The sequence below is a fragment of the Ruegeria sp. CH6 genome, assembly GCF_056537005.1.
Genome location: NZ_JBQFQS010000003.1, coordinates 68,608 through 82,333, shown reverse-complemented (window position 1 = coordinate 82,333; position 13,726 = coordinate 68,608). Strand labels below are relative to the sequence as shown.

At 58.8% G+C, this 13,726-nt stretch carries 12 protein-coding genes; 3 read left to right on the top strand and 9 right to left on the bottom strand.

The window, feature by feature from the left end; translation table 11 throughout:
- Positions 1–6: 6 nt before the first annotated feature.
- Both ACR0CW_RS08925 and ACR0CW_RS08920 read right to left on the bottom strand, forming a co-directional pair.
- Complete coding sequence (locus ACR0CW_RS08925) at positions 7–1,053, bottom strand: MBL fold metallo-hydrolase (protein ID WP_480787522.1); 1,047 nt, start codon at positions 1,051–1,053, stop codon at positions 7–9.
- Positions 1,053–2,756 (bottom strand): acyl-CoA dehydrogenase, encoded by a 1,704-nt coding sequence (locus ACR0CW_RS08920; RefSeq protein ID WP_480787521.1) that lies wholly within the window; start codon positions 2,754–2,756, stop codon positions 1,053–1,055. Before ACR0CW_RS08920 ends, ACR0CW_RS08925 begins: the two co-directional genes overlap by 1 nt.
- Positions 2,757–2,892: 136 nt before the next feature.
- Between ACR0CW_RS08920 and ACR0CW_RS08915 the strand changes: the two genes are divergently transcribed.
- Positions 2,893–3,843, top strand: coding sequence for an L-threonylcarbamoyladenylate synthase (locus tag ACR0CW_RS08915; protein WP_480787520.1), 951 nt, complete (start codon positions 2,893–2,895; stop codon positions 3,841–3,843).
- Here ACR0CW_RS08915 and ACR0CW_RS08910 read toward each other — a convergent pair whose 3' ends face one another.
- Complete coding sequence (locus ACR0CW_RS08910) at positions 3,844–4,398, bottom strand: YqgE/AlgH family protein (protein ID WP_155149715.1); 555 nt, start codon at positions 4,396–4,398, stop codon at positions 3,844–3,846.
- Between the two features lie 146 nt (positions 4,399–4,544).
- On the opposite strand from ACR0CW_RS08910, the gene ACR0CW_RS08905 reads away from it, so the two are divergent.
- Complete coding sequence (locus tag ACR0CW_RS08905) at positions 4,545–5,357, top strand: protein-disulfide reductase DsbD domain-containing protein (protein WP_480741536.1); 813 nt, start codon at positions 4,545–4,547, stop codon at positions 5,355–5,357.
- A 4-nt stretch (positions 5,358–5,361) separates the two neighbouring features.
- Positions 5,362–5,811, top strand: coding sequence for an NUDIX hydrolase (locus tag ACR0CW_RS08900; protein WP_480787519.1), 450 nt, complete (start codon positions 5,362–5,364; stop codon positions 5,809–5,811).
- Here the strand turns inward: ACR0CW_RS08900 and ACR0CW_RS08895 are convergent.
- The 6 genes from ACR0CW_RS08895 to ACR0CW_RS08870 form a co-directional block, all read right to left on the bottom strand.
- On the bottom strand, positions 5,778–9,179 hold the full coding sequence (locus tag ACR0CW_RS08895; protein ID WP_480787518.1) for an efflux RND transporter permease subunit: 3,402 nt from the start codon (positions 9,177–9,179) through the stop codon (positions 5,778–5,780). The genes ACR0CW_RS08900 and ACR0CW_RS08895 overlap by 34 nt on opposite strands.
- Positions 9,180–9,184: 5 nt before the next feature.
- Positions 9,185–10,639, bottom strand: a complete 1,455-nt coding sequence (locus tag ACR0CW_RS08890; RefSeq protein WP_480741540.1) for an efflux RND transporter periplasmic adaptor subunit — start codon at positions 10,637–10,639, stop codon at positions 9,185–9,187.
- A gap of 106 nt (positions 10,640–10,745) precedes the next feature.
- Complete coding sequence (gene moaB, locus ACR0CW_RS08885; RefSeq protein WP_480787517.1) at positions 10,746–11,288, bottom strand: molybdenum cofactor biosynthesis protein B; 543 nt, start codon at positions 11,286–11,288, stop codon at positions 10,746–10,748.
- A 6-nt stretch (positions 11,289–11,294) separates the two neighbouring features.
- Entirely contained in the window at positions 11,295–11,915 is a 621-nt protein-coding gene (locus ACR0CW_RS08880) for a LysE family translocator (RefSeq protein WP_480787516.1), read from the bottom strand.
- Positions 11,912–12,511, bottom strand: a complete 600-nt coding sequence (locus tag ACR0CW_RS08875; RefSeq protein ID WP_480787515.1) for a metallophosphoesterase family protein — start codon at positions 12,509–12,511, stop codon at positions 11,912–11,914. Before ACR0CW_RS08875 ends, ACR0CW_RS08880 begins: the two co-directional genes overlap by 4 nt.
- Entirely contained in the window at positions 12,511–13,275 is a 765-nt protein-coding gene (locus ACR0CW_RS08870; RefSeq protein ID WP_170332485.1) for a uracil-DNA glycosylase, read from the bottom strand. The genes ACR0CW_RS08875 and ACR0CW_RS08870 overlap by 1 nt, the downstream gene beginning before the upstream one ends.
- Positions 13,276–13,726: the final 451 nt, after the last annotated feature.

Sequence of the window (13,726 nt, the reverse complement as noted above, 5' to 3'; positions counted from 1 at the left end):
ACGCATCTACCCTTTGCGCTGGTATTCCCATGCCCCGTCCGCGCGACGCGACCGGCTCACAGACCCAATGTGGTAGAGATGGTTAAGGTGTGCAACCGCTTCGACCAGTGCGAGGCCATATTCACCTTCGCGAATTGGTCGCTTGAACAAGGGAGCAAAGCAATCGGCGGCGGCCTTTGGCGTATCCAGATCGTCAATCAAACGCGCCAGCGCGCCATGGTGGTTTTCGATCAGTTGCCGCATCCGTACAGGCAATCCGGTAAACGGCAGCTTGTGACCGCCCAACACCAGTTGATCCGGATGCGCCAGCGATTGCAGACGCTCACAAGCCTCAAGCCAGTCCGAGACCGGATCAGCCATGGGTTCTGTCGCATAGACGCCCAGATTGGGGCTGATCGAACTGATGATCTGATCACCTGTCAGCACCAGATTGTCGTCCCGACTCCAGAACGTGGCGTGTTCGGGGGCATGGCCATTGCCCATATGCACATCCCAGTCGCGCCCGCCCATATGGATCACGTCGCCCTGCTTGATCCGGGTAAAGCCCAGCGGCATCGGATAAACAGTGTCCGAGAAATTGAACGGCCGCTCGGCCATACGCTTTTCAAGAACCTCCGCAGCCATACCTGCGCTGCGATAGAAATCTAGCGTTTCCTGAGGCCAGTTCTCCTGAACGTCCAGTGTCAGCATCCGGGCGAACAGCCAGGCTGTACGGCTGGTTATCAGTTCGGCACCGTGTTCTGACTGAAACCAACCCGCATTCCCGACATGGTCGGGGTGGTGATGTGTTACCACGATGCGTTTGACCGGTTTCCCAGACAGGGGGCCGGACATCAGTTGCTCCCAGATGCCACGCGTCTTTTTTGATGACATGCCGGTGTCGATGACAGTCCAGCTGTCACCGTCATCCAGCGCATAGACGTTGACGTGATCCAGTGCCATCGGCAACGGAAGACGCATCCAAAGAACGCCATCAGCGACTTCAATGGCCTCACCCGGTGCCGGTGGTTCGGACCAGGGGTATCGGATCGCCGGAGGCTGCACGCCGTCCATCACGCGGCCAACTCATCGGCGCTGAGTGCAAAGAGGTCTTCGGCACCGTTCTGCGCCTGCGCCAGCAAACCTGCATGTTCAGGAAGCAGAGCGTTGATGTAATAGCGCGCCAGCTTCGCCCGCGGACCGTCCGGATCAGCCAGCGCTGCGGACAGGTGGTAGTGCCCGCCCAGCACCCGCGCGAAAGCATTGAGATAGGCAACCGCCCCGGCGAAGCGGTTATTGAGGTCATCCTGCGACACCAGCCATTCGGTGGCTTCGCGCAGGGATTCGGTTGCTTCCCAGACCGGACCAGCCAGTTCGGGCACGGTCGCTCGGGCTTTTTCAGCCTGATCCTCGATCTCGTCCAGAAGGCGCGAGGCTGCCTCACCACCATCCATCATCTTGCGGGCAACAAGATCCATTGCCTGAATGCCATTGGTACCTTCGTAGATCGCAGTCACGCGGACATCGCGGTAGTACTGCGCGGCTCCGGTTTCTTCGATAAAGCCCATGCCACCATGCACCTGCACACCTGTTTCGGCGACCCGCATCCCGGTCTGGGTACCAAAGGCCTTGCCGATCGGCGTCAGCAGCGCGGCGCGTGCCGCCCATTCTGCATCACCGGTCGCCTGCGCCATATCGATGGCTTGGGCATTGGCCAGCATGATCGCCCGCGCTGCAAAGACATCAGCGCGCATTTCGGTCAACATACGACGCACATCCGCATGATCGATGATTGTGCCGGAAGGTGTCTTGCCCTGTTTCCGCTCCAACGCATAGGCCAGTGCATGCTGGTACGCGCCTTCGGCGGAACCGACGCCTTGCCCGCCAACACCCAGACGCGCATTGTTCATCATGGTAAACATGGCCGCCATACCGCCATGTTCCTTGCCGACCAACCAACCGGTCGCTCCGTCATATTGCATCACGCAGGTCGGAGAGCCGTGCAAACCCATTTTGTGCTCGAGCGAGACAACCTTGAGATCGTTCGCGACGCCGGGCTTGCCGTTTTCATCCGGAATGTACTTAGGCACCAGGAACAGGGAAATGCCCTTGGTGCCCGGAACGCCATCGGGCAGCCGTGCCAGCACCAGATGACAGATGTTTTCGCAGAAGTCGTTGTCACCCCACGAGATATAGATCTTCTGCCCGGACACAGCGTAAGTACCGTCACCATTTGGCACAGCCTTTGAGGACAACGCCCCGACATCCGATCCGGCCTGCGGTTCAGTCAGGTTCATCGTTCCCGACCATTCACCTGACATCAGCTTGGGCAGATACAGCTTTTTCAGCTCATCGCTCGCGTGATGTTCCAGCGCCTCGATCTGTCCCTGGCTCATTAACGGAGCCAGCTGCAGCGACAGGCAAGCCGCGCTCATCATTTCGTTCACGGCGGTGGTCACGGTCATCGGCAGCCCCATGCCGCCATATTCGGGATCGCCACTCATCCCGATCCATCCGCCTTCGGCGATCGCTTTCCAGCCATCAGCGTAACCAGTTGACGTACGCAAAACACCGTTTTCCAGCCGGGCTGGTTCCAGATCGCCGGGACGCTGAAGCGGAGCCATGACCTCTTCGCACATCTTGCCCGCCTCGGACAGGATCGCGCTGACCACGTCCACGCTGGCCTCGGAAAACTTGTCGGTGGCGGCGACCTGGTCAAACCCCACTACATTGCTGAGCAGGAACTCGTAATCGGAGATTGGAGCGCGATATGGCATGGCTTCCCTCGGAGTTTGTCTGGCGCCTTGTACACATGGGCTTGGATTCCACAAGCCACGCCGTTAATCATCTGGGCTGGGACGATTACCTACGCTTCCCTATGTTGCAAGCAACCAAAACGCGGCGTCACCATACATGATCCCTAACGGCACTGAATACTTATCCGCCGATCCATCCGGTATCGCTCAGGCTGCTGACCTGCTGCGTCAGGGCTTGCTGGTCGCCTTCCCGACCGAAACCGTCTACGGCCTAGGTGGTGACGCCCGAAACGGCGAGGCGGTCGCCTCTATCTACGCAGCTAAAGGACGGCCAAGCTTCAATCCGCTGATCGCGCATGTCGCCTCGGCCGAAGCTGCCAAGCGTTTCGTGCAGTGGTCCGATCAGGCGGAAAAACTGGCGGGTGCTTTCTGGCCCGGCCCCCTGTCACTGGTTCTGCCCTTGCGTGATGGTCATGGAGTGTCTTCGCTGGTAACGGCGGGTCTGGACACTTTGGCTGTCCGCGTTCCCGCACATCCGACGGCACGCGCGCTTCTCGAGGCGGTTGACGGTCCTGTCGCGGCACCCTCGGCCAACCCGTCCGGCCGGATCAGCCCCACCACCGCGGAGCATGTTCGCGAAGGTCTGGATGGACGTATTGCGGCCATTCTGGATGACGGTCCTTGTGGTGTCGGCCTTGAGTCCACCATCGTCGGCCTTGCGGGCGAGCCTGCTCTGCTGCGGCCCGGAGGTGTGGCGCTTGAAGACATCGAAGCCGTTCTTGGCACCGAATTGCACCACCACAAGTCCGGAGATTTGCTTACGGCACCCGGGCAGCTGCAATCCCACTATGCGCCGGATGCATCCGTGCGCCTGAATGCGCAGTCGCGTCAGGGGGACGAGGTTTTGTTAGGTTTCGGGACAGTAGAGTGCGACGAAAACTTGTCCGCTGAAGGAAATCTGATTGAGGCGGCAGCCAATCTGTTTGCGGCATTACATAAGCTCGACGGCTCAGGTCGCCCGATAGCTGTCACCCCGATTCCCGAAAATGGGCTGGGTGCTGCAATCAATGACCGTCTGCGGCGTGCAGCGGCCCCGCGCGACAGCTGATCAGGCGCGGCCAGCGCTGGCTGAAAGAGTCAGAGGATCGACACCAAGCGAGGCAAGCGCCGCCGACCATTTCTCGTCGTCAGGGACATCAAAGACCAGCTTTGGCGTGGCTTCAGTCGTGAGCCAGCCATTCATGGCAATCTCATCTTCGAGCTGATCCGGCCCCCAGCCAGAATAGCCAAGCATCAGCATCGAATTCAGCGGGCCACGCCCTGCGGCCACATCTTCCAGAACATCCAGTGTGGCCGTCATGCTGAAGTCATCCGTAATCTGCATCGAATGCAGGTTGGCTTCGTAGTCCGAGCTGTGCAGTACAAAACCACGGGACATTTCGACCGGCCCGCCAAAATGCACCAGACGCTCACCAACAACCGGAATCTGACATGGAATATTGAGCTGTCCAAGCAGGGTCTTGACCCGCAGATCAGAGGGTTTGTTGATGATCAGACCCATCGCCCCATCATCGCCATGACTACACATATAGACCACCGAATGATCAAAGCGCGGATCGCCCATGCCGGGCATCGCAATCAACAGTTTTCCGGTAAGTTCCATACGTAGAAATCTCTTGGCACTGACTGGTTCAACAATGGCCCCGTGCAATGGGCATTGGCAAGGGACCAACGGCGAATTCCCCCGATTTCATCGTGGTGACCGGAACGTGACTTGGCAATCCGGGCCGTAACACGCATGTATGTAGCATGAAGTCATTTCGCAAACCCATCGCGGCCGCTTTGTCCGCAAGTCTCTGTTTTGCCGCTCCCGCCATGGCGCAGGGCGTCGACAACCTTGTTCAGCTCGAGATTCTGGATGGCGGGAAGACCTCCAAGGGCACCTATCTGGGCGCGCTTCGGCTGGACCTGAAAGATGGCTGGAAAACCTATTGGCGCGCACCCGGTGATGCGGGGATTCCACCGCAGTTTGACTGGAGCGGATCGGCCAATATCGAGGATATCTCGATCACCTGGCCCGCACCTCATGTCTTTGACCAGAATGGGTTGCGCTCGATCGGCTACGAAGACCAGCTGGTTCTGCCGATTGAGATCACGCCGAGGAATGCAAAGAAACCCGTGCGACTGCGCGGCGAGATGGATTTGGGCGTCTGCAAGGATGTCTGTGTGCCCGGGCGTCTGGATTTCGACCACACCGTAGATGCGAATGCCGGGCGTAATCCAGCGATTGCCGCTGCACTGGCACAACGCCCATATTCGGCCCGCGAAGCAGGTGTCGCCAAAGCCGCGTGCCATCTCACGCCAACAGCAGACGGTATGCAGATCGAAGCGCATATCACCATGCCCTCAAGCGGCGGTGAGGAAATCGCTGTCATTGAACCGGGCAATCCAACGCTTTGGGCGTCACCGCCCGAAACATCACGGAACGGAAATACTCTGGTTGCAAGATCCGAGGTGATCAGCGCGTCGGGCGGTCCGTTTGCATTGGACCGGTCCGAAGTTCGTATTACTGTGCTGGGTGCAAAACACTCGGTCGATATTCAGGGATGCAGCGCGGGCTGATTGAATGACACCATCGCCAAAAATCGGCGCTCTTGCCGTTGTCCTGCATCAGGAACAGGTGTTGCTTGTCCAGCGCAGTAAGCAACCTGACGCTGGATTGTGGGGATTTCCCGGCGGGCACGTGGAATGGGGCGAAACCGTTCTGCAAGCCGCCGAGCGTGAACTGCTTGAGGAAACGGGGATCACGGCAGAACCCCTGCACTATCTCGACAACCTCGACCTTTTGAAACGGGATGATGAGGGGCAGGTCAGCGTGCACTACCTGCTTGTCGGGGTCGCCTGCCAATATATCTCGGGCGAACCCGAGGCGGGTGACGATGCAAATGCCGCAAGTTGGTTTCCAATTGATCAGATCCGTCAGGGCAAACTACCGATGAGCGATCGCGTTCCCGACCTGCTCGAGCAGGCATTGAAGGCTGATCAGGCCTTTGCCCGCCCCGACAGCCGCGCATAAAGCAACCCGGATGCGATTGCGCTGATGGTTAGGATCAGAACAGCGCCGGTCAGGAAAACGCCCAACCCCATGCGCAGGACGGCAACCCCATCTTCGGCGGGATAGAAGCCTGAAAGCATGTTGAGGGGCGCGCCAGTAACGGCAGGCCAGATCATCGATACGCCAAACCACGCCAGCAAAATCGCACCGGTCATCGCAACTGCACCGCGCACAACATGGTCCGGCGCCCGAACGGCACGTCGCATCGCGGTCATTGGTCGGGACATATCCTGCAGGATCGCCAGCAACGCAGGCACCAAAAGCAGCACCAGCAACATTCCGAAACCCAGGCCGTAAACCAGCGTGATGACTGTTGGCTTCAGGAACTGAGCCTGCTGAGATCCCTCATACAGCAATGGCGTGAGGCCCAGAACCGTGGTCAGGGTTGTCAGCATTACGGGTCGCAATCGGTCGGCGGTGCCCTCGACAATCGAAGGCACAAGGCCACGGTCTTTTTGATAGCCGTCAATTGTGGTCACCAGAACGATAGAATCGTTGATGATGATCCCGGTCATCCCAAGCAAGCCCACGACCGTGAACATGCTCAGCGGTACATCCCAGATGTAATGTCCCCAAATCGCGCCGACCAAACCAAACGGAATGATCGCCATCACCACTAACGGTCGTGTCCAGCTGGCAAAAACCCAGGCCAAGACAAGATAGATGCCGGTCAGGCAAAGGATCAGCCCCGAGCGTGCCTCGGACAGGAATTCATCCTCCTGCTCACTCAGACCGGCCATACGCCATTCAACCTGACGCTCAGCAGCAATGTTGGGCAGGATCTCTTCGCGCATGGCACGGCCAATTTCGGCAGCCTGAGTCGGGTCATCCTCGGAAATGTCGCCATTCACCGAAATCACTCTCAGACCGTTTTCGCGTCGCACGGTCGAGAATCCGGATTTGCGTTCAACCGAAACGATGTCCGCCAGAGGTACATAAACGCCATCCGGGGTGCGCATCAGGGTTCGCTCAAGAAAATCAGCGGTCAGCTCACCCTCGGGCAGTTCCACCCGGATTTCGGCACTGCGCGGACCATCCGGGAATGTTGCTGCCTCGATCCCGTTCAGGCGGTCACGCAGGACGCGACCCAGCGTTTCAATCCGGAAGCCCAGCGCCTCGCCCTGAGCCGTCAGATCAAGGATGTACTCTTCTTTGTCATAGGCAAGGTTGTCCTCAAGCGCCGACACCTCAGGGTATTTGGAGAGCTCGGTCTGCAAATCCTCAGAGGCTGATTTAAGCGTGTTCACATCAGCGCCGTAGAACTGAACGTCAATGGCATCGCCACCGGGCCCCGATCGCCAGCCTCGGAAGCTGAGCAATTCAACCTTGGGATGGCGCGGAACAAAATCCTGCAGCTCACCTACAAACTCAAAGCTGGAATAGGGCCTCAGATCGGCATCGATCAATTCAATTGAAATGCCGCCCAACAGGTCTTCGTCTTTGCCTTCGGCAGCAGACAAGCCAAATCCGGCGCTGCCGCCAACCTCGGCGAGAACATAGTCAATCGGATTTCGTCCGTGACGCTCTTCGTAAATCTGCCCAAGCTCGTCGGTGGCTTGCTGCAGCATCCGCATCATTTCCAGCGTATCAGCACGTGTCGCACCTTCCGCCATGATGAAGTTGCCGGTCACCGAACCGCGTTCGGGTGCATTGAAGAAGCGCCAGTTCACATCGCCTCGGATGAACAGCGCAATCTGACTGGCGAGTATCGCGATCATCAGTGCGACAACCACATATCGCGCCCAGACCACCCAGGCTACCAAGGGACGGAACAGGTGATCCCGCACCCAGCGGAAGCCCCTGTTCACGATCCGGTTTGGCCAGTCATACCAATGTTCCTTGGCCGAATGCGCGATGGCGTGTGCCATGTGGTTGGGTAGAATCAGGAAACACTCGATCAGCGAGGCAATAAGAACCGCGATCACCGTGAAGGGTATGTCCCGGATCAACTCTCCAAACCGCCCTCCCACCAGAGTCAGGCCAAAAAAGGCGATTACTGTGGTCACGGTTGCCGCAAAGACCGGCATCGCCATGCGGCGAGCGGCACGTTCGGCTGCGACCATCGGGGCCTCACCCAATCGGCGGGCACGGAAATCAGCGTGTTCTCCCACCACGATGGCATCATCAACCACGATACCCAGCGTGATGATCAGACCAAAGAGCGAGACCATATTGATCGACAACCCGCCGATATACATGAATGCGATGGCTGCCGACATCGCAACGGGAATACCCGCAGCCACCCAGAACGCAATGCGCGCATTGAGAAACAGGAACAGCAGACAGACCACGAGGCCAAGCCCCACCAGCCCGTTGTCGACCAGAATATCCAGACGATCAGTGATGGCCTGCGCCCGCGTGCGGATCAGTTCGGCCGTGATACCTTCTGGCAGGCTAGCCTGCATTTCGGCCACCACGTCCTCGACGGTATGCTGAATGCCAATCGCATCCCCAAGATTGGAGCGGTCCACGCGAATGGACATGGCCGGGTTGTCCCCGACGTAATAGCTGCGATTACGAGTTACGCCTTCGACACGGATCTCGGCCACGTCGCCGACCACAAGCTTGGAGCCATCCTCGAAGGTCCGCAGCGCAATCGCTTCGATTTCCTCAGGCGTGCGCTTTTCAACTCCGGTCCGAATGCGGGCATTCGCTCCTGTGACATCACCTGCCGGGTTCGTTGTGACTTCGGCCGCGACCGCCGAGGCGATCTCGGACATCGTGATATCGTTGGCGATCAGTTGGGCTGTAGGCACCTCGACCACGATGCGAGGCGCAGCCACACCGCGGATCGTGGTGCGCGTGACCCCTGCTGCGAACAGTCGATTGATCAGTTCATCGGTGAACTTTGCCAGTTGTTCAGCTTCTATCGGGCCAGTAATCACCACATCGGTAACCCGGTCCCGCCACGCACCACGCCGGATTGAAGGTTCCTCGGAATCCTCGGGCAGATTGGTCACGCTATCAACGGCTGTGCGCACTTCTTCCACAGCACGCGACATGTCCCAGTTGGGCTCAAACTCCAACCGAATCCGAGCCGACCCTTCGCGAGAGGTGGCTTCGGTGCTTGCCACGCCCTCAACGGCCAGCAGCGCAGGCTCGAGGATTTGAACAATTCCGTTGTCGACGTCTTCCGGTCCTGCACCATCCCAGACGACGTTAACGTCAACGCGTTCCAGAATGACATCAGGAAAGAACTGCGCCCGCATATTGGGGATTGCCGCAGCACCCAGTACCAGCATCACCAGTAACAGCAGGTTCGCGACGGTCCTGTGACGTGTAAAATAGCTGAGAATGCCGCCCGCCGCGCCGGGAATCTCGCGGACCATACCCGTCAGCCCCCGGCCCGGTTTTCAAGGCGACGCAGAAGCGTGGCAGGAATCTTCGCCTCGTTCAGCTGCCCCAATACCTGGGCTTTCACATCTTTCGGCATCCGGTCACTTGCCTCGACCTGCGCGACAAAGCGGGCGCGTTGTTCATCGGTCAGTTCAACCATATCCGGTTCGGCTTCGACGCTTGCTTCGACCCGCAGGGGGCGCACTCGGACCCCGGTTCCCAACAGGGGTGTACGCCCGACCACTACCTCGCGACCTTCGAGACCCGGGCCGCGCAGCAATACCTCGTCCCCCTGACGGCGCACCAGTTGCACGGGCAGAGTTTCCAGCCGGTCATCCACGCCCAGCACCAGAACCGATCCATTTGCATCCAGAACCGAAGACGGCAGTCGGACAACACGCTCAAGCGGCTGTTCTTCGACCGAGACCGTGACAAAATCACCGGGTTTGAACCCGGGCGCATCATCAAGGCGTGCATAGATCAACCGCCCTGTCTGACCTTCGCCGGCCGAGCCACTGTCACGGCTGATGCGCCCGCTGGCCGTCAGATCCGTGCCGGTAACCTCAAGCGATACGGTGACCGGAGCATCGATCAGATCGCCCTCGGGATCCAGCAGGCGAACATATTGTGCTGTTGAGACACGAAAGGCGACTTCAAGCGCGTTCGGGTCGACAAGTTCCGCCAGCTTCTCATTCGCCGCGACCAATCGGCCTTCAACCAGCGTGACACCGGTAAGGGTTCCGTCAAAGCGTGCGCGAATTGTCATGTCATCCAAATCACGTTCGGCAGCCTCAAGCGCGATACGAGCCCGGGCCAGAAGAGTTGTCGCCTGGTCCACCCGGGATTCGGCTTGTGCCAGCGCAATCCTGCGCGCAAGCACCGCCTGCTGGGCGGAAGTCGCGGCCAGTTCTGCCTCTTCCACGCTGGCCGTGGCACCAACCCCCCGGGATTCCAAATCACGCTGCCGCTGCAGCGCCCGATCGCGTAGGTCTGCCTGTGCTTCGGCAGCTTTCAGTTCGTCCTGCGCCAGCAACAATGAGCGTTCCGCGTCCCGCTCTTCAAACTGTGCGTCCAGCAAATCGGATTTGGCCCGATCCAACGCCGACTGGGCGTCTGCAGGATCAAGCTCTACCAGTAGTTCACCGGCGGTTACGGTCCCGCCATCTTCGAAATCTTCGGCCAGTGACATCACCCGCCCGCCCAGCGCAGCCCGCAATTCCAGTCGGCGGCGGCTTTGCACCTGACCAAATGCCTCTAGCTGCGGGGTCACGGTATCAAGTTCAGCAGTCTGCACGGTCACGGCAAATATCCGTTCGCGGGCCTGCGGCGGCTGATTGTCCCGTGTCAGAACTTCCTGCACCGCGCCTGTGATCAATTGAACGGCAACAAACAGCAGTGCCAGCGTCAGAGACGCCAGAAAAACGCCAACCAGGCTCTGCCGCAAAAATCGCATTGATCACTCACTCCGGTTGCATCGGGCTGCCATCCGCAAAAGGTAGCCGGACGTAGAAAAATGCCAAGCCACAAAGCGGTTATGAGACGTTAAACGTACGACCAGTCTACTTCCGTCGCAGATGTTCGTCCAATCTGGGCATTATTTCCACGAAATTGCAGGGGCGGTGCCGATAATCGAACTGTTTTTCCAGAATTCCGTCCCAAGCGTCTTTGCATGCCCCCGGGCTGCCAGGCAGGGCGAACAGGTAAGTGCCACCCGCAACGCCACCCGTCGCACGCGACTGAACAGCCGATGTGCCAATCTTTTCCATTGAAATAATTGTGAAAACCGTACCGAACGCCTCGATTTCCTTTTCGTAGACATCGCGATGGGCCTCGACTGTCACATCGCGCCCTGTCAGCCCGGTCCCCCCGGTTGATAGCACGACGTCGATTTCCGGATCGGCCACCCAGGCGCGCAACTGATCTGCGATCTCCCCACGCTCATCCCGCAGGATTTTGCGATCGGCGACCGTGTGACCAGCGCGTTCAACACGATCAACCAGTGTTTGGCCCGAGCGGTCTTCCTCGAGCGAGCGGCTATCCGAAACTGTCAGAACAGCGATCCGGACCGGGATGAAGTCCATGGTTTCATCGATGCGTGACATACTGTGTCAGGCCCTTTCCATGATGGCGAGCCGGATAGCCAATGCGGTGAAAATACCGCCACTGACCCAGCCCAGAATACGAGACGCTCGTGGATTGTTGATCAGGACCTTTCCTGCGCCACCTGCGAAAACCCCGACCAGGCCGTTTATGACAAAGCCTCCGATTGAGATGATCAATCCGAAGATCAAAAACTGCAGCAGAACAGACCCGGCCGCCGGATTCACGAATTGCGGGATAAATGCGAGAACGAACAGGATGACCTTGGGATTGGTGAGATTGACCAGAAATCCGTCGCGAAACGCAAATCGGGTAGGTCTGGCAGAACCATCCGCAGATATCGCACCATGACGAACTGCACCCCAAGCCAGATACAGCAGGTATGCGACCCCAAGCCACCGGATGGCGTCAAACATCCAAGGTAAGGCCGCGACTGCAGCCCCCAATCCCAGACCAGCCAGAAAGACGTGAATCATCGAGCCCAATGATATCCCAGCGCTAGCAGCAATTGCGGGCTTTGCGCCAGATCGCAGCCCCTGACCGAAACAGAACATCATATCCGCCCCGGGTGTCAGGTTCAGGGCGATGGCTGCCGGAACGAAAGCCAGCAACGTTACTGTTTCAATCATGCGTCGACCTCGAACCAATTCACGCGCGGACCAAGATTGGCGATATTGGTTTGCCCAATCGAACCGCGATATCCCCAGCTGTCATGGATATGACCACACAGCGTCAGCGCCGGTTGAATCCGCTCAACAGCATCCCGAATGGCGGATGAACCGACCGATACACCTTGTGATGTCTTGTCCCCGTATCCTTTGGGCGGCGAATGTACGATGAGGATGTCAGCACTGTCGCACCGCATCAGCAACTCGGCCGCGGCCGCTTCGGACAGATCGCAGGACCAGTCACCAAAGGGGGTGACAGGTACACCATAGCCCAACCCGAACAGGTGCACGCCATCCAAGGTCATCCCAGACCCGTGCAAAACATGAACACCATCAGGGACTGCATCAGCCAGCTCTTCGGCACTTTCGGCATTGCCCGGCACCAGAACCATGGGGGCCGCGATGCCCGAGAGCATTGCCATGGCCTCATCCAGACCGTGTCGCATATTGCAATAGTCACCTGCGCCAATCACCAGATCGGCCTCGGAACTGGCCGCAACCAGCTCTGCTGCCCGATTCCGGGCCAGGTGCAGATCGGAAAAGGCCAGAACTTTCATCACCCGTTCTCCAGCCGTGCCTTGAGCTCCAGCAGATCAGCCCAAGCCTGCCGCTTCATTTGCGGCTGACGCAACAAATAGGCGGGGTGGAACATTGGAATGACGGGCAGGTTCAGTGCCTGATCCCACTTGCCACGCAACCGCGTGATACCCCGTTTGCCCAGCACCGCCTGACAACTGATATTGCCCATCACCACCAACACTTCGGGTTTCGCCAGCGCGATATGGCGTTCGAGAAACGGCTTCATCATGCCAATTTCTTCTGGCTTGGGATCCCGGTTCTGTGGTGGGCGCCATGGCAGAACATTGGTGATATAAACGCTTTCGGCGCGGTTCAGCTCGATGGCCGCCAGCATCCGGTCCAGCAACTGCCCGGCCCGACCGACAAAGGGCTTGCCTTCGCGATCTTCGTCCCGGCCCGGCGCTTCGCCAACAATCATCACGCGAGCCCCAGGTGTGCCATCTGCAAAAACCAGTTGCCGCGCGCCGCGCTTCAGATCGCAAAGATCAAACGCTTCCATTGTCGCGCGCAGTTCGGGCAGTGATCCTGCCGCTCGCGCTGCCTTTTCGGCCACGGCAGTCGGATCGACTTGCTTTGGTTTCTCCGGCGTTTTCTGAACCGCAGCAGGCTTTTTCGCTTTGGGTGCAGTATCCGGCAGCGCATATCTGTCAACCGGGGTGTCACCGATCGCATCAGTCACGCCCAGTTCAGCCTGCCATTCCAGCAAGGCACGCGCCGTATGATAGTCCAAAGCCGATTCCATGCTTCTCAATCTAACCACCTTTTGACCGAGGGAAAGCGAATAGACCTTGCCATGGCGCTCAGTCGCACCGACGATGCGGATATTCATGCTGTTTGCCTTACGATTCCTTCTGATTGGATTGCTGTTTGCCGTCTTTAGCGGCGAACCTGCCTCAGCGACTTTTCACGACCAGCATAACCAATGCCGCGCCGGTCAGTTCCAATGTGGCAGCAACTGCTGTTCGGTCGGACAAAGGTGCAGCTTTGACGGGCACTGCATCCGGGCTGGCGGCACCTATTGCGGCGGTGGACGATCCTGCGGACCGTTCGAGCGTTGCGTTGCTGGCGGCACCCGATGTGCGCCTGCTGGGGCGAATAAATGCGCCTCCAGCCTTGATTGTCCAAGTGGTTCACGTTGCAACGGACGCGGAGAATGCGAGCGGATCACGCCCAACTTTGATCCCAGCCCCCGC

Coding starts and splice junctions, on each gene's coding strand:
- ACR0CW_RS08925 (WP_480787522.1), bottom strand. CDS start 1,053: ATGGACGGCGTGCAGCCTCCGGCGATCCGATACCCCTGGTCCGAACCA.
- ACR0CW_RS08920 (WP_480787521.1), bottom strand. CDS start 2,756: ATGCCATATCGCGCTCCAATCTCCGATTACGAGTTCCTGCTCAGCAAT.
- ACR0CW_RS08915 (WP_480787520.1), top strand. CDS start 2,893: ATGATCCCTAACGGCACTGAATACTTATCCGCCGATCCATCCGGTATC.
- ACR0CW_RS08910 (WP_155149715.1), bottom strand. CDS start 4,398: ATGGAACTTACCGGAAAACTGTTGATTGCGATGCCCGGCATGGGCGAT.
- ACR0CW_RS08905 (WP_480741536.1), top strand. CDS start 4,545: ATGAAGTCATTTCGCAAACCCATCGCGGCCGCTTTGTCCGCAAGTCTC.
- ACR0CW_RS08900 (WP_480787519.1), top strand. CDS start 5,362: ATGACACCATCGCCAAAAATCGGCGCTCTTGCCGTTGTCCTGCATCAG.
- ACR0CW_RS08895 (WP_480787518.1), bottom strand. CDS start 9,179: ATGGTCCGCGAGATTCCCGGCGCGGCGGGCGGCATTCTCAGCTATTTT.
- ACR0CW_RS08890 (WP_480741540.1), bottom strand. CDS start 10,639: ATGCGATTTTTGCGGCAGAGCCTGGTTGGCGTTTTTCTGGCGTCTCTG.
- moaB (WP_480787517.1), bottom strand. CDS start 11,288: ATGTCACGCATCGATGAAACCATGGACTTCATCCCGGTCCGGATCGCT.
- ACR0CW_RS08880 (WP_480787516.1), bottom strand. CDS start 11,915: ATGATTGAAACAGTAACGTTGCTGGCTTTCGTTCCGGCAGCCATCGCC.
- ACR0CW_RS08875 (WP_480787515.1), bottom strand. CDS start 12,511: ATGAAAGTTCTGGCCTTTTCCGATCTGCACCTGGCCCGGAATCGGGCA.
- ACR0CW_RS08870 (WP_170332485.1), bottom strand. CDS start 13,275: ATGGAATCGGCTTTGGACTATCATACGGCGCGTGCCTTGCTGGAATGG.